The following is a 17,564-nucleotide window of genomic DNA, read 5'->3' as shown; positions in this document are numbered from 1 at the left end:
CTGCAAGTCTAAAAACTCCGTTTCAATAATAAAAATCGTTATATCGGATACAAAACATCCAGAAATTGGATAATTTGCATCCTCTCGAGGACGCTTGCCGTAACGCACTGAGTTCGTCCTCCCTCCCCGGTGCGCATCGCCCGCTACACTGTGTCCGATCCGCAAAAGAAATCGTCAGGATTCCCCTCAGGAGACAGTGCCATGTCGCAAGCCGCCGACAACGCCGATAGCGCCCACAACGCCGACAACGTCCCACTGCGCGCCCAGTGGTATTTCGATTTCGCCTCCCCGTTCTCGTATCTTCAGTTCGAGCGGTTCCACACGCTGCCGCCCGACCTCGACATCGAGCTCAAGCCGATCGTACTCGGCGCGATCCTCGCGCACCTGCAGACGCAGGGGCCGGCGGAGACGCCGTACAAGCGCCTCTTCACCTACCGCATGGCGCAGTTTCGCGCCGAGCAGGACGGCATTCCCTATCGCATGCCGCCCGTGCATCCATTTCATCCGATTCGCGTGCTGCGGCTGGCCGTCGCGCTGGGCGCCACGCGCGACGTCGTGCGAGCAATCTTCCGCTTCATCTGGGCCGAGGGGCGCGACGTCACCGACGCCGGCGAATGGCAGGTGTTGAGCGAGCGGCTGGGCCTGTCGGGCGACGATGCCATTGCGCGGGCGGAGGCGCCCGAAGTGAAGGCCGCGCTGCGCGAGAACACCGAGCGCGCCATCGCGTCGGGCGTCTTCGGTGTGCCGACCTTCGCTCACGACGGGCAACTGTACTGGGGCGACGACGCCACGGACATGTTCCGGCATTGCCTCGCGCATCCTGACTGGCTGCGCTCGCCCGAGGTCGCGCGCCTGGAGCGCGTGACGGTCGGTGTGCGACGCGAGCGCTGAGCCCCGCGTCGTGCTCACGTCGTGCTCACGCCGTGGGCACGCGAATCATTTCGCCCCGCCGAGCACGAGCGGCAGCGGCACCGCCTCGGCCATCGCCGCGTAACCGGCGTCGCTCGGATGCGTGCCGTCGCCGCTGTCCAGGCGCGGCAGCATGCGTGTGGGCTGGGCCGGGTCGCGCAGCGCCGCGTCGAAGTCGATCACACCGTCGAACGCGCCGCCGGCACGCACCCATTGATTGACGGCCTCGCGCACGGCTTCGCGCTCGGGCGGGAGCTTGCCCGGCGCAATGGTCGTCCCGAGGATCCGGATGCCGCGCGCGCGCGCCGCCGCGATCAGCGACTGGTAGCCCGCGATCATTTCCTGCGCGGTGACGATCACGTGCGGCACGTCGCAATCGAGCCCGGCGTGCGGCGGCACATACCCGAAGTTGATGTCGTTGATGCCGATCTGCACGATCACCGTGCGCACGCCGGGCTGCTCGAGCGCATCGCGCCGAAAGCGCGCGACCAGGCGCTCGCCGTAGCAGGCCGAGTCGTGCAGCAGGCGATTGCCGCTGATGCCCAGATTGAGCACGGCGACGTCGCGACGGCCCGCGCTTTCGAGGCGCCGGGCCAGCACGTCCGGCCAGCGGCGATTCGCGTTGAGCGTGCTGCGCATGCCGTCGGTGATCGAGTCGCCGATCGCGACGATGGCCTGCGCAGGCGTGTCGGGCACCACGCTCACGCCCGCGAGCCAGAGCGTGTTGGTAAAGCGTGTCGGGAAGCGCGATGCCTTCGCCTCGTCGACGAAGTCGCCCGCGACGCTCAGAAATGCGCTCTGCTGCGCGATCTTGTGCCATGTCGTCGGTGAGCGCGCCTCGCGGGTGAAGAGGCTGATGGCAAGCGGGGCGCCGGCGCGCACGGCGAACGGCAGCGGATCGCTGTCCATCGACGCCCCCGGCGCGATCCGGGCCACCGGTTGACCGTTGAAAGTGAGTGGCCGCGCCGTCGCGGCGTCGATGGCGGCGCCGCGCAACGACAGCGCCACGCCCGCGCGCTCGATGACGAGCGGCTGAGTGCCGTAGGCGTTGCTCAGGCGCACCCGCATCTCGTTGCCTGCGAGCGTCGGGTAGACGATCTGGCGCACGGTCCGACCGCCCGCGGCCGGCGCCCGGTTGAACGACGGGGCGGCCGGATGCTGCGCCACGGCCTGCGGCGCCGTGGCCCACGTGCCCACGCGCGCATTCTCGGCGAGCGCCGCGGGCGTCATGCCCGCCGCGGCCGCGCACAGGACCCAGGCCAGTGTCAGGGACAGGGCGCGGCGCAAGGGCCGCTGGCCAAGGGCCGCGCAGAACCGGCAGCGCCGGAAAAGCGAGGAGAGCGGGGAGAGCCGGGAGAGCCGGGAAATCAAGGACATCGGGAATGTCGGGGCCGTCGGGAGCATTGCGACAAGAAGAGGCAGTTGCGCCGAAAACCTCCGGCGACAGCCGACATTGTGCCTGATCGCAGCGTGCGGCAAGCACCCGCCGCGCCGTTGCTGCCCCGTGTCGCGCGGGCTGGGCGGAGGCGGGCGGGGCCGGGCCGTGGGTGGCGGGACGTCAGCGCGTCGAGATCACGATCGCCACGCGGCGATTCTGCGCGCGTCCGGCCGGCGTGCTGTTATCGGCCACCGGATTGCGTTTGCCTGCACCGATCGTCTGGATTCCGGCGCGACGCATGCCGGCGTCGACCAGCACTTCGGCCACGGCCTCGGCGCGACGCGCCGAGAGCTGCTCATTGTAGACGTCGCTGCCCACGGAGTCCGTATAGCCGTACACGCGCACGTCATTCAGTCCGACTTTCACCAGCGTGCGGCCGATGCGAGTGACGGTCTGGCGCGCGGCATCGCGCACCACGAACTTGTCGGTATCGAACAGGACGGTGTCGGCCATGCCGAACTCCCAGCCCTCGTCAGTCTCGACGAAGCCCTCCGCCTTGAGAGCGGCGATCTGTTCGGCGCTCAGGCCGTGGACGGGAGTGGTCTGGCAGCCGGCCAGTGCGCCGAGCCCCACGAGGCAGGCAAGTGCCACGAAGCGGCGCGCCCGGATTTCCAGGCGGGCGAGTCGGCCGACGACGGGCACAACGCCGCGCACCACGAGGCGCACCAGGAAGCGCACCACGAGGCTCATAACAAGGTGCAAAGCGCGCGCGGCTGGCGTGCGATGCAGGCGGTGAGTGTCAACAGCGAAGTCCACGGTAAGTCCCCATTGCAATGTGTGATCCGGTCGTCATTTATAGTTATGGTGATACTCGATCTGGCTGCCGCGCGAGGCCTCATGCGAGCCAACCGAGGTCACGCGAGTTCATGCCAGTTCATGCGAGATGCTTTGCGACGTGCCAGGTGCCGACGCCGGCCCGCTTGGCCTGATACATGGCGGCATCGGCCGTGCGCAACAGTCCCGGCGCATCGTTCGCGTGATTCGGATACAACGCCACGCCGATACTCATCGACGTGGTGACCTCGCTGCCGTCGGGCAGCGGGATCGGCTTTTCCATTGCCGCGAGCAGGCTTTGGGCGAGCCGCACGGCGTTCGACGTCTGGCGCACGCCGGGCAGCATCACGGCGAACTCGTCGCCGCCGAGCCGGGCCACCAGATCGCCTTCGCGCAGCGGCTGGCGCAGACGCTCGGCGATCGCCACGAGCACCGCATCGCCCGCATTGTGGCCCAGCCGATCGTTGATCTCCTTGAACCGGTCGCTGTCGAGGTACAGCAGCGCGACGTGCGTGCCGAGTTCATGGGCGTCGCTCAGCGCCTGGGCAAGACGCGCCTCGAAGTACCCGCGATTCGGCAATCCGGTCAACGGATCGTGATTGGCCTGATGCGCGAGCGTGGCGTTTTGCGCCCGAAGATGGTTCTGCCACCCCTCGAACTCGTCGAGCAGGGCGTTGAAGTCGTCGCCCAGTTCCTTGAGTTCGGCCAGCGGCGTGGGCGCCACGCGCTGATGGAACGCACGCTCGCGGCGCACGGCATGCGCGACTTCCGCCAGCGCACGCAACGGCTTGACGATGTCGCGGTGCATCCGCTTGGCAAGCACGTTCGCCACCGCGAACGTTACCAGCAGACACGCGAGTACGCCACCCACGCCGCTCAATAGGAATACGAAGAACTGGTGCCCCTGCCCCTGCACTTCGATCTGGCCGACGATCTTGCCGTCGTGGCGGATCGGCAGCGTGACCGGTCCGGGCAGGGCAATGTCGGCAACGGTTCGTTCCACGCGTGCGAGCGTGCCGCCGTCCGGTCGCCGCCACAGGGCGAATTGCGCGCCGTGGGCGTCGAGAACCCGCACCTGCACCACGTCTTCCTCGTTGGCGATAACGGCAATGCCCTCCTGCGCGGCAACGCGATCGCCGAACACCACGGCCGCCTCGGCCGTGTAGGCGAGCGAGCGGCCGAGCAGCAACAAATTGTTCTCGGCGTAGGCGCGCAGCGCGATCCAGGCCACGAGCGTGAGCGAGACGGCGGCCAGTACCACCGCGGAGACGGCCAGGCGCAGGTGCGTGCGTCGCAGCACGCCTTGCAATGAAGGACGGCGACGGCGACGCGGCGATGGCGCCCCCGGCATGGCCGCGTGGCTGTCGAGCGGCGGCGTGGCGGCCTGGCGCGACGCGCTGCTCGAGGCAGCGGACGCCGTCTCGCCGGCCGAACCGGGTGCGCCGGACGCATTGGATACACCGGGTGCGCCGGGCCGCGCCTCGGAGGCGAGCGGCGTCAGAAGGCCGGCCATCGAAGCGCCGGGGCCGGGGGGCAGAGTGGGGGTTGGGGGGCGTTGGGTCGTCATGGTGTCCCCGGTTTTCGCGCCAGCTTCAGCACGTTGGGGTGGACACGAACGCCGCTGCGCGCGACGGTGTCGAGGTTGATGTCGAAAGTCACCCGGTCGGGATCGACGTTCAGGCAGAACATCGTGCCGTGTGTGCACGAGTCATTGCGCTCGCTGATCGTCAGCATGGGGTGACCGGCGATGCTGGCAAGCACGTGCCGGCGTTCGGAGTCGCTCAGGGCGCCGAGATACAACGCGTCGCACGACGAAGCCATCGCGGGGTCGGCGACCGACATGCGCAGCGCTTCGACCGGCAAGCCGGTGCTGGGCAATGGTCCTGCGAGCAGCTCGCGTGCGTAATCGGTGCTGCCGCTCACGCAAAGGCGAACCTTGGCGGGAGCGGTCGGCCAGCGGGTGTAGCTGATGATGCCGAGCACCACCTGCCGCACGTTGGCCTCGCGCGTGAGATTCGCTGCCGGCGCGGCCGGCGAGCCCGACACTGCCGCCTGCGCCGTCTGCGCCGTCTGCGCCACGGCTGGCCCGACGGCAATCAGCGCTCCGGTGTACAGCGCAACGCAGGCGAGCGCGAGACGCACGTGCACGCGAGGACGCAGCCGGCGCTCCCGCCGGTCACGTCCCGCCATGCTGCTCGCCGATGTCCAGACGCAATGCAACGCTGTTTTCCTTTGCCGAAATTGCCGATATTGCCGGGTGCACACCGCCATGCCGGACCGAGGTACTGCGCGGGGCCCCCGCTCGAGTCAGGGCGCATCATACCGAAGGGCTCGCTCGCCGGCCATATGGGCAAGCCGCCGCCAAGACGCCATTGCTCCGTGCACGACTCGTCGCCGCGGTCGACTCCCCCATCATTTTCGACAGGCCGCGCAGTGTGTCGGAACAACGCACAGCATGCGCGAGACGAGACGTTTGGGAAAGCCCTCCCGCCCCCGCGTTTTCCCTTGTCCACAGCACTTTCCGACGTGGCACAATGGTGCGCATAACCTTTTGAAAAACAAGAGAAACCGAGCGCGCCGATCGCTCGATTTTCGAGATAAGCAGGGCGACGCCAGGGAGGTGTTGCATGACGTGCCGAAACCCCGCTGCGGGCGGCTTTCGGGGCGCGCGCGCATGAACGAGCCCGTGCCTCGTCGGGCACCCGACGTTCAAGCCGAATTGAGTCGCGCCGCGCTCGACAGCGCACCCTACGCCATGTTCGTCTGCAACGACGACGGCATGCTCGAGCGCGCGAACGCGGCGTTCACAAGACTCACGGGCCACCCGCCCGGCGACCTGCTGGGCAAGCGCAGCTTTCTGTCGCTGCTCGACCCGTCCGAACTGGCGCGCCGCCGCCTGCCCGCGCTGGCCAGCCTGTCGTCCGGCGAACCGGTGCCTTACGACGACGAATGGCATCTGCTCACGCGCACGCGCAGCTGGCTGCCCGTGCGCGTGGCCTTGTCCTGCGTCGAGCATGTGCCGGGCGAGCGGCGCTGGGTCGGCATCGTGCTCGATCTCTCGCAGCACGTCGAAGTGGCATCACGGCTTTGGTATGTCACCCATCACGACCCGGTCACGCGCCTGCCCAACCAGACGCTGCTCAACGAACGGCTCGAGCTAGCGATTCACCGGTGCGCTCGCCAGCAAGCCGGCCTGAGCGTGATGCTCATCGAGCTCGATCACCTTCGCCGGCTGCGCAGCACCTTCGGGCCGCCCGCGGCCGAGCTTGCACTGCGCATTGCCGCGGAGCGTCTGCGCGAGGCGGCCGGTCCGGAAGACGTCCTGGCCTGCCTGGGCGGCAGCCAGTTCGTGATCGTTACCAACGAGACGGGCGACGCGGCGCGCATGCTGGCGTCCAGGCTGCAGACGCGGCTCGCGCAATGGGCCGACGTCGACCATAGCGCCGTGACGCTCGACGCGAGCATCGGTGCGGTAAGCTATCCCGCGCACGGCAACACGCCGCAAACGCTGCTGCGCCGCGCGAACGTGGCGCTGTCCATCGCCATCGCAAACGGCGGCGGCCTGCGCTTTTTCAGCAGCGAGATGGACGCGCAGACGAAACGCCGCAACGAACTCGAGAGCCTGTTGCGCGTGGCCGTGCACGAACAGCCGCACACGCAGTTGCGTCTCGTCTATCAGCCGCAGGTGAGCTTGCCCGACGGTGAAATCCGCAGCGTGGAGACCTTGCTGCGCTGGCGCCATCCGGTCATCGGCGCGGTCGGCCCGGCCGAGTTCATTCCCATTGCCGAGACTTCCGGCATGATCGTCACGCTCGGCGAATGGGTGATGCAGACCGCGTGCCGTGAAGCGAGCCGCCTGCTGCGCCGCTGCGGGCGTTTGCCGCGCATCTCGGTGAACGTCTCGGCGCAGCAGTTCGCACGGCAGGATGTCGCAGCCATGGTCGAGCGCGCCTTGCGCACGCACGCACTGGAGCCCTCCCATCTCGAGATAGAGATCACGGAGACGGTGCTGCTCGGCGATTCGAGCGCCGCCCTCGGCTGCCTGCGCTCGCTGCACGACCTCGGTGTGGAGATCGCCGTGGACGACTTCGGCACCGGCTACGCGAGCCTTGCCTACCTGACGCGTTTTCCCGTCAACCGCCTGAAGACCGATCAAAGCTTCGTGCGCGACATGCTCACACATGCGCCGAGCCAGGCCATCGTGAGCGCGGTCATCGCCATGGCGCATTCGCTCGGCCTGCGCGTGACGGCAGAGGGCGTGGAGACGCAGGCGCAGGCGCAGCGCCTTGCCGAACTCGGTTGCGACGAGGCGCAGGGTTACTGGTTCGCGCGGCCCGTCGACATGCACGGGCTCTATCACATCGTGGCGCCGCTCGGCAGCGGGGCCCGCCGCTGAGGCCGGCGCCGGCCCTGGGCCCTTCCCTCCCCCTTCCCCTTCCCCTTCCCTTTCCCTTCCCTTTCCCTTTGGGCACCACGATGTTCGCGCCGTGACATGGCCCAGGCCGAACGTCGATTCTTGGCGCTACCGGACGGGACATCGGCTCAATAAGCTGAACGCCTTGAGCCTATGTCCCTGCGGAGAATCCCATGCTGCCCTTGCCCAAGTCACCCCGCTCGAGTCCATCATCGTCGACGCCGGCGGCGCATCGCTTTGCCGGCACTCTCGCGGCGCTCGGCGTCGCGGCGCTCGGTCTGGCGCTCACGCCGCCCGCGCAGCGCGCACTGCCCGGCTGGCTCGACGCACTGTGCAGCGTTGCCACGAGCGCGAATCAGGCGCTCGTACAACGCTTTGCCGAGCCGCTGCCGGCGCCGTCCGCGAAGTCTTCGTCGCCGTCGCCGCTCTCGGCGTCACCCGCGCCGTCGCGAGCTGCCGACGCTCGGCTCGCCGCGATGGCGAGCACCTCGGGCGGTGACGGCGCCGCGGCCCGTCCGGCAACGGTGCTCAAGCCGCTGTCGTGCGAACCGTTGGCGAACGCGCCGGGCAAGTCGGTGACCACGGCGATCGTCGAGTTTGCGCCGCTCGCCTACGCGCCTGCGCACCGCCATCCCGGGGCGGTAACGGCGGTGGTGCTCGAGGGCACGATTCGATCGCAGCTCAATGCCGAGCCCGTCCACACCTATACCGCCAACCAGACCTGGTTCGAGCCGCCGGGCACGCTGCACACGCTGACGGAAAACCCCGACCCCACGCGTCGCGCGCGTCTGCTGGCGTTTTTCGTCACCGAGGAAAACTGCGGGCCGCTGACGATCTACGAGCCATCCGCGCGTCCGTCCTGAGCCCGGCGCAAGACGGCGACCAAGTCATGCGCGCGGCAATTCGCGTCTTGCAATTCACCTCTTGCAATTCCTGCCTCCGGCGCCGCATTTTCCGGCGGTACGGCGCGTGAGGACTCGCGCTCGACGGTAGAACGCGGTATGGTACGTCGCGAAGGGAATCCCCCGAACGACGTTGCAACGAGGAATATCGCCATGAAAACCAAAGCCGCCATTGCGTGGGAAGCGGGCAAGCCCCTGACCATCGAAGAAGTCGACCTGGAAGGGCCGCGCGCCGGCGAGGTGCTGATCGAGGTCAAAGCGACCGGCATCTGCCATACGGACTACTACACGCTTTCCGGCGCGGATCCGGAAGGAATTTTCCCGGCCATCCTCGGCCATGAGGGCGCGGGCGTGGTGGTGGACGTCGGCCCCGGCGTCACCACGGTGCAGAAGGACGATCACGTCATTCCGCTGTACACGCCCGAGTGCCGCCAGTGCAAGTTCTGCCTGTCGCGCAAGACCAACCTGTGCCAGGCCATCCGCAGTACGCAAGGCCGCGGCCTGATGCCCGACGCCACCTCGCGCTTCTCGCTAGGCGGCAAGCCCATCTTCCACTACATGGGCACGTCCACCTTCTCGAACTACATCGTCGTGCCCGAAATCGCCGTGGCGAAGGTGCGCTCCGATGCGCCGTTCGACAAGGTCTGCTACATCGGTTGCGGCGTGACCACCGGCGTGGGCGCGGTCGTCTATTCGGCCAAGGTCGAAGCGGGCGCTAACGTCGTGGTGTTCGGCCTGGGCGGCATCGGTCTGAACGTGATCCAGGGCGCCAGGATGGTCGGCGCCGACAAGATCATCGGCATCGACATCAATCCGGGCCGCGTCGAACTCGCGAAGAAGTTCGGCATGACGCACTTCATCAACCCGAAGGAAGTCGAGAACGTCGTCGACACCATCGTGCAGCTGACCGACGGCGGCGCCGATTACTCGTTCGAGTGCATCGGCAACGTCACGACCATGCGTCAGGCGCTGGAGTGCTGCCACAAGGGCTGGGGCCAGTCGTTCATCATCGGTGTGGCGGCGGCCGGGCAGGAGATCAGCACGCGTCCGTTCCAGCTGGTGACCGGTCGCGAGTGGAAGGGTTCGGCCTTCGGCGGAGCGCGCGGGCGTACCGACGTGCCGAAGATCGTCGACTGGTACATGGAAGGCAAGATCAACATCGACGACCTCATCACGCACACACTGCGACTCGACCAGATCAACGAAGGCTTCGATCTGATGAAGCGCGGCGAGTCCATCCGCTCGGTCGTGCTGTATTGACCGCGGCGCAATGAAGGCATGGCGGCGTGGCGCCCGCGCCGCCTGAAGTCGCCCGGGTGACGGAAGTCACGGATGCCCGGGTGCGGTCACAGACGCCAATATTCCTGTCGCGTTTCGTTACACGATACTGAAAACTCACCATGGCGGGCGTCGGTCGAACCGGACATCAAGACTTCGGCCGGGTTGCCGCGGCGTGACGGTAACGCCGTTGCGCCGCACCGCCGACACAGGGAGACCGACATGAACCATTGGACCTTGTCACGCGTCCTCGCCGGCGCCGTCGCCATGGCGGCGATGGCAATGACGGCTGCGCCGGAGGTGGCGTGTGCGCAGTCGGGCCAAGCGGTGATCAACTCGGCGGCCAACGTGCGCGCGGGCCCGGCGACCGACTATCCCGTCGTGGCGCAAGCCGCAGCCGGCATGCCGGTGACCGTATATGGCTGCCTGTCTGGCTACACATGGTGCGACATCGGCTTGCCGGGCACGCGCGGCTGGATCTATGCCGGGTTGCTGAGCTACCCGTATCAGGGCAGTCCGGTGCCGGTGCTCAACTACGGCACGATGATCGGGTTGCCGATCGTCACCTTCTCCATCGGCGCGTATTGGGGCAGCTATTACCGCAATCGTCCGTGGTATCACGACCAGCGGTACTGGCACCGTCCCCCGCCGGGGCCGCGTCCGCCGCACTGGGGCGGACCGGGACCGAGGCCGCCGGGCCACTACCCGGGACCGGGCCCCCGTCCGCCCGGCGCAGGCCACGGGCCAGGACCGAGGCCACCGGGTCACGGCGCAGGTCCGGCGCCTCGGCCGCCCGGCCACGGCGCGGGTCCGGGACCGGGGCGCCCCCCTGGCCATGGCGCCGGCCCGAGGCCTGGCGGACATAGTGGTGGACACGGGGGCCGTGGCGACCATGGCGGTGGTCATGGTGGTGGTCATGGCGGTGGTCATGGCCCTCGGCCGGGCAACGGCCCGGGCGGCCCGAACCGATGAGACGCCCGCGTCCAACAAGGGACAAGCAAGGGACAAGCAAAGGACAAGCCGCGGAAGCGGGCGGTGGTCGAGGGCGACGGAGCGATGCGCGGGTAGCGGTTTCAGGGGGTGCCGCCGCGACGTCCTGTACGACCGGCACAGCCAATACAGCGAATATGGCGGATATGGCGGATATGGCGGATATGGCCGATACAGCGCATATGGCCCCAAATTCAGCGCCCGCTGCACGTGCATCCGCAAAAGCGCTTAAAATGTGTGCAATTCCGGCCAGGCGGAGGCGCCGACCAGGCGCCGATGGCCGGACCGCAGGACAGCGAGCCATGGCCCGGGCGACGCGCACGAGTTCGCGTGCCGGGCATTCAGCATCAATCAAGACCATTCAGCAGACCTTTCTCCGGTGTGCCGACGCGTAGACGCGACGGTCACGACAGTCCGGCAGGATCCTCCGTAAGTCTCGATCGTGTTCGTCCCGCCCCGGCGTGTCATCCGCACGCCGTGGTTGCCTATCGCCATGGCGCGGCCAGCACGCCTGCCGCGTCGGCGCATGGACGAAGCTCGCCTTCCTGCGGCGATCCGCCAGGCATGGGAACGAGCGGCCACAAGCCCGGGGTGCCCTTGCAGCCAGGTCGCGGGATACGTCTCCCGTGAGTTTCCCCGTGGCGCGCATGACGTGAGCGCCAGCGGCATACGTTGCAGGAACCTTTTGCAGGTCATGAGTCTTTTTCGCACTAAAAACATCGAAAGCATGCTGGTTGCCAGCCGTACCGGCAGCCTGCGCAAAGTGCTGGGCCCCGTCGATCTCGTCCTGATGGGCATCGGCGCCATCATCGGCACCGGCATCTTCGTGCTCACCGGCACCGGCGCCCTCACCGCCGGCCCCGCCCTCACCCTTTCCTTCGTCATCGCGGCCACCGCATGCGGCTTCGCCGCCCTGTGTTACGCCGAATTCGCTTCGACGATTCCCGTCTCCGGCTCCATCTACACCTACAGCTACGCCACGCTCGGCGAGATCGTCGCGTGGGTCATCGGATGGGACCTGATGCTCGAGTACGGGCTGGCGTCGTCGGCCGTCTCCGTGGGCTGGTCCGGGTATTTTCAGTCGCTTGCCGCCGGCTTCGGCCTGCATCTGCCCAGTGCCATCACCGCGGCGCCCGGCAGCGTGCCGGGCGAGACCACCTTCATCAACCTGCCCGCCGTCGTGATCATGCTGCTCATCACATGGGTGCTGTCTTACGGCGTGCGCGAGTCCGCTCGCATCAACAACCTCATGGTCGCCGTCAAGATCGGCGTAGTGCTGCTGTTCATCGCGGTGGGCGTATGGCACGTCAAGCCAGCCAACTGGACGCCGTTCATGCCGTTCGGCACCAGCGGCATGTTCAATGCCGCGGCGCTCGTCTTCTTTGCGTTCATCGGCTTCGACGCTGTCACGTCCGCCGCCGAGGAGGTGCGCAATCCGGGGCGGGACCTGCCCATCGGCATCATCGGCTCGCTCATCGTCTGCACGCTGTTGTACGTCGCCGTGGCCGCCATCATGACCGGCATCGTGCCGTTTGCCCACTTTGCGGGCATCGATCATCCCGTCTCGCTCGCGCTGCAGTACGCCGGGCAGAACTGGGTGGCGGGCTTCGTCGACCTGGGCGCCATCCTCGGTATGACCACCGTGATCCTCGTGATGACCTACGGGCAGACGCGCATCACCTACGCCATGTCTCGCGACGGACTGCTGCCGCCCATGCTCTCGAGCATCCATCCGACACACAAGACGCCGTTCGCCGGCACATGGATCATCGGCGTGGTCTTTGCCGTCATCGCCGGCTTCGTGCCGCTGGGCGTGCTCGCCGAACTCATCAACATCGGCACCCTGTCGGCGTTCGCGCTCGTGTCGGTCGCCGTGCTGGTGCTGCGCCGCACGCGTCCCGACCTGCCGCGCGCGTTCCGGGTGCCGGGCGCGCCCGTCGTGCCCCTCGTCTCCGCCGGTCTTTGCCTGTTCCTGATGGCGCACCTGCAAGCGGCCACGTGGATTGCGTTCATTGTGTGGCTCGCCATCGGCATGGTCGTCTACTTTACCTACGCGCGCCGCAACGCGCTGCTGCACAAGCGGGACGACGCGCGGAAGGCGCCGACCGCCGAGCAATCCCTGCCCTAACGCACCTCACCTGCCGGCCTCGCGCCCCGGCGCGAGAGCGCGTATAGTCCGGCACAGGCACGCGCCGCAACGCCGTGCGTCCCGTTGCGGCGCATGCCCACCCGCCTCCATGGCGGGCGGGGTGTTCCCGCATCCCGCAAGTCGTTGACCGCGGTTTCCTTGTTTGAGTGGCTTCACATCCCTGCAAAGGAAAAAAAGAACATGCGCCGCCATGCCCTGCTCGTCGCACCCGCCGCGCTCGCCGCTTTCGCTGCGGGCTTCCTCGCTTCCCATTTCCTGCCGAGCGCGAACGCGCAGGCCACGGCCCTCACGGCGCAGATCATCGACGTCGGCGCCATGACCGACGATCAGATCGGCAAGCTCGTGCCCAATGTCGGCACGCTGCGCACGAAGACACTCGTTGCCACCCCCAACGGCACTGTCGCCGTGCAAAGCGGCAACGTGCCGCGGCACACGCATCAGGAGGCGGACGAGATTCAATACGTGATTTCCGGCAGCGGCACCTTCTGGCTGGGCGACCAGCAGCGCGAAGTGCATCCGGGCGACCTGATCGTGATCCCCCGCGGGACCGTGCATGCCGGCTCGCAGAACACGAGCGGCGAATTCAAGGTGCTCGCGATCAAGCTGCCGCCGCAAGCCCCGAACGATATCCAGTTCGTGAAGTGACCGACGCCGTGCGACTCAGCCGAAATTTCGGTTGAGCCACACCGCCCCGTAGCCGAGCGCGAACATCGTGAGCAGCAACGGCACGGAAATGCGCAGCACCTGAATGGCGAGCGGACGCGGCGGCAGGCTGTGGTCCTGCGGCATGCGTCCCGCCTCGTGCAGCGCGCCGGTGCACAACGCGGCCGCCACGGCGCTCACGAACACCCAGAACGTCTGGTTGTAGAGCAACGCGACGAGCAGCAGCGTCAACGCGACGTTGCGACCGTGATAGATGAGATTGACGGCGGTACGAAAGGCTTGCGGCGACATATTCGTAGCGCGCCGGTGCCTGCGGCGAAGCCGGTCCGGCGCGAAGGTACTTGTTGTTCGTCCCTGGATGGGCAATGCGCCGGCGGCGCATCGCGACCCTCGAAAGCGCTGTGAAGGCACCCAAGCTTAATCAGGCTTAACGGCTTTCGCCAGCGCAGTCTTTAACTTGTGAGATGCCGGCCGCATGCCGGCGTCGCACTGGTCGCAAGCCAGTCAGCCGCAATCCCGCCGCAGGTCAGCGGCGTGTCGCGAAGGCGCGCGGCATCAACCCATGCCTTTGGGGCCATGCCGGGCGACAGACGAATGCGGTATGCTCGCTCGCATGACCTTCCCCGCTCCGTTGCCAGCCCCCTTGCCGACTCATTTCCCGGACTCCGCCGACACCGGGCGCGCGTCCGGGCGTGGCGTGTACGTCATCGTCGCGCACCCGCGCTGGCGCGACTCGCGCGTCAACCGGCGGCTCCTCGCCGCGGCCCGCAGCATCGCCGGCGTCGACGTGAACGACCTCTATTCGACCTACCCCGACTTCAGCATCGACGTGGCCGCCGAGCAGCGACGCGCGGCACACGCCGACCTGATCGTGCTCGTGCACCCGATCTACTGGTACAGCATGCCGCCGCTGCAAAAACTCTGGCTCGATGAAGTGCTGTCCTGGGGGTGGGCTTACGGCCACGGCGGCCACGCCCTCGCCCACAAGGACCTCTGGCTCGTGGCAAGCACGGGCGGGCCGCAGGCGAGCTACCGCCCCGAGGGCTACAACCGGCACGACTTCGCGGACTTCCTGCCGCCATATGAGCAGACGGCGCGGCTGTGCGGCATGCGGTTCCTGGCGCCGCACGTCTTCCATGGCGCGCGCCGCAGTGACGACGCCGCGCTCGACGCCCACGTGAGCGAGTTCGCCGGACGGCTCGCCACCTATCCGCAATGGCCAGAGCTGATCTCGATGGCCGAGGCCCCCGAGTGCGAAGACATTCCCGTGGCGGACCGTCCGCGCTGCCAGACCGGCGTTGCCGACGCGGTGGCCGCCTCGCCGTCCGGGGACCAGGAAACCCACGCCGGGAGGCATGCCTGATGGAACACGTTCCCGCCTGGTTGCTGGCCAGCCTCATCTATCTCGCGGCGGCCGTGATCGTCGTGCCGCTTTCCCGGGCGTTGGGCCTGGGTGCGATCATCGGCTACCTCGCGGCGGGGATTGCCATCGGCCCGTGGGGACTCGGCCTCGTCTCGCGCGTGGAAGACGTGCTGCATTTCGCCGAGTTCGGCGTGGTGCTCATGCTCTTTCTCGTCGGCCTCGAACTGGAGCCACGACGCCTCTGGAACCTGCGCCGGCCGATTTTCGGCTGGGGCTCGGCCCAGGTGCTCGGTTGCGCCGTGCTGCTGTTTGCAGCCGGCGTCGTGCTCGGCGCGCCGTGGCGCATCGCGCTGGTGGCCGCGCTCGGCCTGGCGTTGTCGTCGACCGCCATTGCGTTGCAGGTCATGGCCGAGCGCAATCTGCTCGCCACCCCGAGCGGGCAGGCCGGCTTCTCGATCCTGCTGTTTCAGGACGTGGCCGCCATCCCCATCCTCGCGCTGCTGCCGCTGCTCGCCGACTCGGTCGACAGCCATGTGATGACCGGTGCCGAGCGCGCCTTTGAAGCGCTGAAAATCGTCGGCGTGATCGCGGCCATCATTCTGGGCGGGCGGCTCGCCCTGCGCCCGCTGCTGCGCTGGATCGCGAACAGCCGCACACCGGAGATCTTCACGGCCGCGTCGCTGTTGCTGGTCGTCGCGATTGCCGCACTCATGCAGTGGGTTGGCCTGTCGATGGCGCTCGGCGCCTTCCTCGCCGGCGTGCTGCTCGCCGAAAGCGAATACCGGCGCGAGCTGGAAACCGACATCGAGCCGTTCAAGGGGCTGCTGCTCGGCCTGTTCTTCATTGCCGTGGGCATGAGCATCGACTTTGGCGTACTGCTCACGCAGCCGCTGCGCATGATCGCCGTGGTCGTGGGCTTCATGCTGGTGAAGGGACTGGCCATCTACGGCCTGGCGCGCATGATGCGGCTGCCGTATCAGGAGCGGCCGATCTTCACGCTGCTGCTCGCCCAGGGCGGCGAATTCGCATTCGTGGTGTTTCAGGCGGCCGGCCCGCAGGTGCTGCCGCCGGCCGTGTCATCGTTTCTGATCGGTGCGGTGGCGCTGTCGATGCTCGTCTCGCCGCTGCTGCTCGTGGCCATCGACAAGTGGCTGCTGCCGCGCTACAGCCTCAAGGGCTCGCCTCGCATGAAGGAGATCTCCGAGCCGCAATCGGCCAGTGTCGTGATCTGCGGCTTTGGCCGCTACGGGCAGATCGTCGGCCGGGCGCTGGTGCCCCAAGGCGTGTCGATCACGGTGCTCGACCATGACCCGGACACCATCGAGAGCCTGCGCCAGATCGGCTTTCGCGTCTTCTACGGCGACGCCACGCGGCTCGATCTGCTGCGCATCGCCGGCGTGGCGAGCGCGCGCGCCGTGGTGGTGGCCGTGGACGACGTGGACCAGTCGCTGGAAATCGTGGACCTGATGCGCGAGAACTTCCCACACGTGCCTATCGTCGCGCGGGCGCGCAACGTCGGCCATCTGTTCCAGTTGCGCGATCGCGGCGTGCAGCACATCGAGCGCGAAGTCTTCGAGTCGTCGTTGCGCAGCGCCCGCTCGGTGCTCGAAGCGCTCGGCTGGCCGGCAGCCGAGGCGCGCGAGGCGACGATGGCGTTTCGCCGCGCCAACCTCCAACTGACCGACGAAATGTATCCGTCGTACCAGGACCGCAACAAGATGATCGCGACAGCGAAGGAGGGCCGCCGCCAGTTCGAAGAGCAAATGAAGCGCGAACGGGAACAGCGCCATGCGCAACGGCAGGTCACGTTCGGGTGGGACGACGACGGCGCGCCGGACGCCACGCCGATACCCCCGTCGGCCGCCGGGACCTCGCGAGACTCACAGACCCGGCCGGGCTCGCACGACGCGTCCGGAAACGAGCCCGGCGCCTGACGACGCCGTCCTCGCACGCGGGGCGAACTGTTTTGCCGTCCGAAACAAATCTTCGACAAACACCCGTGCGAGCTCGCCGGCTCACATGGCCCGGGCGAACCCGTCGAATGGACGGAAATGGCCGTCTGCCGGCACGGTCGCGTCGGCGCGCAGACGCGCCTCGGCCTCGGCGCCCGCCAGGCCGCGATAGTACAGATGCACGGCGATGGCCGCCGAATAGCGGCGGATTTCGACCAGCGTGAGGTGCGCGTGCTCGGCCGACGTGAACATCAGATAGGGCGACTCCTGCTCGATCAGGCCCGCGACCTGATGCAGCCCGTGGCGATGCAGCACTTCGGTGAGTTCGTCGCGGCTGCGGTGCGTGTTCGCATCGGTGGCCGGGTACATCATGCGCAGCAGCGCGAGCGGATGCTCGGCGCAGGCCATCGAGAGCGCCTGCGCGACAGCGTGACTGTCGAGCGCCGTGGCCACGGCGTCACCTTCGGGACGATGCTGCGGAAAGAGTTGCTCAAGGGTCAGCGTCATGATGAGTCCAGTGCAAGAAGGCTGCAAAACTGCGACAGCGGACTCCACAGTCTAGTGAGTCGGAAACGCCCGATAAACGCCGCGGCGTGAAGACCTGCGTTGCGCGCGCCGCAACAATTACCAAATATTTCGCGCCTCCTCGGCCTCGCGCCGGTTGTCTCCGGCACTCCCCTTGCTCCCCTCGCTCCTGACCGCCGGCCCGCCCCACGCGCCATTCTCATCGTG

15 protein-coding genes are annotated in these 17,564 nt (G+C 67.7%); 9 read left to right on the top strand and 6 right to left on the bottom strand.

The window, feature by feature from the left end:
- Positions 1–201 precede the first annotated feature (201 nt).
- Positions 202–891 carry a 2-hydroxychromene-2-carboxylate isomerase gene (locus tag CDN36_RS14195; RefSeq protein ID WP_287497048.1) on the top strand — a complete coding sequence of 230 codons (690 nt, stop codon included), beginning with the start codon at positions 202–204 and terminating at the stop codon, positions 889–891.
- 45 nt (positions 892–936) lie between these two features.
- On the opposite strand, the gene CDN36_RS14190 is transcribed toward CDN36_RS14195, so the two are convergent.
- From CDN36_RS14190 to yfiR, 4 genes are all read right to left on the bottom strand, one after another.
- Positions 937–2,139: an SGNH/GDSL hydrolase family protein gene (locus CDN36_RS14190; RefSeq protein ID WP_502920367.1), complete on the bottom strand. Its 1,203-nt coding sequence runs from the start codon at positions 2,137–2,139 to the stop codon at positions 937–939.
- Positions 2,140–2,467: 328 nt separating this feature from the next.
- Positions 2,468–3,037, bottom strand: coding sequence for an outer membrane lipoprotein YfiB (gene yfiB / locus CDN36_RS14185; protein WP_287497046.1), 570 nt, complete (start codon positions 3,035–3,037; stop codon positions 2,468–2,470).
- A gap of 184 nt (positions 3,038–3,221) precedes the next feature.
- Positions 3,222–4,472, bottom strand: coding sequence for a diguanylate cyclase DgcN/YfiN (dgcN, locus tag CDN36_RS14180; protein WP_287497096.1), 1,251 nt, complete (start codon positions 4,470–4,472; stop codon positions 3,222–3,224).
- A 212-nt stretch (positions 4,473–4,684) separates the two neighbouring features.
- Complete coding sequence (yfiR, locus tag CDN36_RS14175; protein WP_287497045.1) at positions 4,685–5,311, bottom strand: regulatory sequestration protein YfiR; 627 nt, start codon at positions 5,309–5,311, stop codon at positions 4,685–4,687.
- Positions 5,312–5,795: 484 nt separating this feature from the next.
- Between yfiR and CDN36_RS14170 the strand changes: the two genes are divergently transcribed.
- From CDN36_RS14170 to CDN36_RS14145, 6 genes are all read left to right on the top strand, one after another.
- The gene (locus CDN36_RS14170) at positions 5,796–7,517 is read left to right on the top strand and encodes a putative bifunctional diguanylate cyclase/phosphodiesterase (RefSeq protein WP_287497044.1); all 1,722 of its coding nucleotides are present in this window, start codon (positions 5,796–5,798) and stop codon (positions 7,515–7,517) included.
- Positions 7,518–7,708: 191 nt separating this feature from the next.
- The gene (locus CDN36_RS14165) at positions 7,709–8,398 is read left to right on the top strand and encodes a cupin domain-containing protein (RefSeq protein WP_287497043.1); all 690 of its coding nucleotides are present in this window, start codon (positions 7,709–7,711) and stop codon (positions 8,396–8,398) included.
- A 192-nt stretch (positions 8,399–8,590) separates the two neighbouring features.
- Entirely contained in the window at positions 8,591–9,697 is a 1,107-nt protein-coding gene (locus tag CDN36_RS14160) for an S-(hydroxymethyl)glutathione dehydrogenase/class III alcohol dehydrogenase (protein WP_150554630.1), read from the top strand.
- A 240-nt stretch (positions 9,698–9,937) separates the two neighbouring features.
- Positions 9,938–10,687: an SH3 domain-containing protein gene (locus tag CDN36_RS14155; RefSeq protein WP_287497042.1), complete on the top strand. Its 750-nt coding sequence runs from the start codon at positions 9,938–9,940 to the stop codon at positions 10,685–10,687.
- A gap of 712 nt (positions 10,688–11,399) precedes the next feature.
- On the top strand, positions 11,400–12,833 hold the full coding sequence (gene bcaP, locus CDN36_RS14150; RefSeq protein WP_287497041.1) for a branched-chain amino acid transporter BcaP: 1,434 nt from the start codon (positions 11,400–11,402) through the stop codon (positions 12,831–12,833).
- A 201-nt stretch (positions 12,834–13,034) separates the two neighbouring features.
- Complete coding sequence (locus CDN36_RS14145) at positions 13,035–13,499, top strand: cupin domain-containing protein (protein WP_150554633.1); 465 nt, start codon at positions 13,035–13,037, stop codon at positions 13,497–13,499.
- A 15-nt stretch (positions 13,500–13,514) separates the two neighbouring features.
- Here the strand turns inward: CDN36_RS14145 and CDN36_RS14140 are convergent, their stop codons facing one another.
- Complete coding sequence (locus CDN36_RS14140) at positions 13,515–13,808, bottom strand: hypothetical protein (RefSeq protein ID WP_287497040.1); 294 nt, start codon at positions 13,806–13,808, stop codon at positions 13,515–13,517.
- A gap of 310 nt (positions 13,809–14,118) precedes the next feature.
- Here CDN36_RS14140 and kefF point away from each other — a divergent pair, with 310 nt between their 5' ends.
- Positions 14,119–14,880, top strand: coding sequence for a glutathione-regulated potassium-efflux system oxidoreductase KefF (gene kefF, locus CDN36_RS14135; protein WP_287497039.1), 762 nt, complete (start codon positions 14,119–14,121; stop codon positions 14,878–14,880).
- The gene (kefC, locus tag CDN36_RS14130; RefSeq protein ID WP_287497038.1) at positions 14,880–16,814 is read left to right on the top strand and encodes a glutathione-regulated potassium-efflux system protein KefC; all 1,935 of its coding nucleotides are present in this window, start codon (positions 14,880–14,882) and stop codon (positions 16,812–16,814) included. Before kefF ends, kefC begins: the two co-directional genes overlap by 1 nt.
- 81 nt (positions 16,815–16,895) lie before the next feature.
- On the opposite strand, the gene CDN36_RS14125 is transcribed toward kefC, so the two are convergent.
- A complete protein-coding gene (locus CDN36_RS14125) occupies positions 16,896–17,339 on the bottom strand; it encodes a hypothetical protein (protein WP_287497037.1) in 444 nt (147 codons plus the stop codon).
- Positions 17,340–17,564: the final 225 nt, after the last annotated feature.

The organism is Pandoraea sp. CB10b_02 (assembly GCF_002216225.1).
Taxonomy (GTDB): Bacteria; Pseudomonadota; Gammaproteobacteria; order Burkholderiales; family Burkholderiaceae; genus Pandoraea; species Pandoraea nosoerga.
Note: the sequence above shows the minus strand (reverse complement) of the source record. Positions and strands in the feature narration are given on the sequence as shown.

Coding starts and splice junctions, on each gene's coding strand:
- CDN36_RS14190 (WP_502920367.1), bottom strand. CDS start 2,139: ATGACGCCCGCGGCGCTCGCCGAGAATGCGCGCGTGGGCACGTGGGCC.
- yfiB (WP_287497046.1), bottom strand. CDS start 3,037: ATGAGCCTCGTGGTGCGCTTCCTGGTGCGCCTCGTGGTGCGCGGCGTT.
- kefF (WP_287497039.1), top strand. CDS start 14,119: ATGCTCGCTCGCATGACCTTCCCCGCTCCGTTGCCAGCCCCCTTGCCG.
- CDN36_RS14170 (WP_287497044.1), top strand. CDS start 5,796: ATGAACGAGCCCGTGCCTCGTCGGGCACCCGACGTTCAAGCCGAATTG.
- CDN36_RS14125 (WP_287497037.1), bottom strand. CDS start 17,339: ATGACGCTGACCCTTGAGCAACTCTTTCCGCAGCATCGTCCCGAAGGT.
- bcaP (WP_287497041.1), top strand. CDS start 11,400: ATGAGTCTTTTTCGCACTAAAAACATCGAAAGCATGCTGGTTGCCAGC.
- CDN36_RS14160 (WP_150554630.1), top strand. CDS start 8,591: ATGAAAACCAAAGCCGCCATTGCGTGGGAAGCGGGCAAGCCCCTGACC.
- dgcN (WP_287497096.1), bottom strand. CDS start 4,472: ATGCCGGGGGCGCCATCGCCGCGTCGCCGTCGCCGTCCTTCATTGCAA.
- CDN36_RS14155 (WP_287497042.1), top strand. CDS start 9,938: ATGAACCATTGGACCTTGTCACGCGTCCTCGCCGGCGCCGTCGCCATG.
- yfiR (WP_287497045.1), bottom strand. CDS start 5,311: ATGGCGGGACGTGACCGGCGGGAGCGCCGGCTGCGTCCTCGCGTGCAC.
- kefC (WP_287497038.1), top strand. CDS start 14,880: ATGGAACACGTTCCCGCCTGGTTGCTGGCCAGCCTCATCTATCTCGCG.
- CDN36_RS14195 (WP_287497048.1), top strand. CDS start 202: ATGTCGCAAGCCGCCGACAACGCCGATAGCGCCCACAACGCCGACAAC.
- CDN36_RS14165 (WP_287497043.1), top strand. CDS start 7,709: ATGCTGCCCTTGCCCAAGTCACCCCGCTCGAGTCCATCATCGTCGACG.
- CDN36_RS14145 (WP_150554633.1), top strand. CDS start 13,035: ATGCGCCGCCATGCCCTGCTCGTCGCACCCGCCGCGCTCGCCGCTTTC.
- CDN36_RS14140 (WP_287497040.1), bottom strand. CDS start 13,808: ATGTCGCCGCAAGCCTTTCGTACCGCCGTCAATCTCATCTATCACGGT.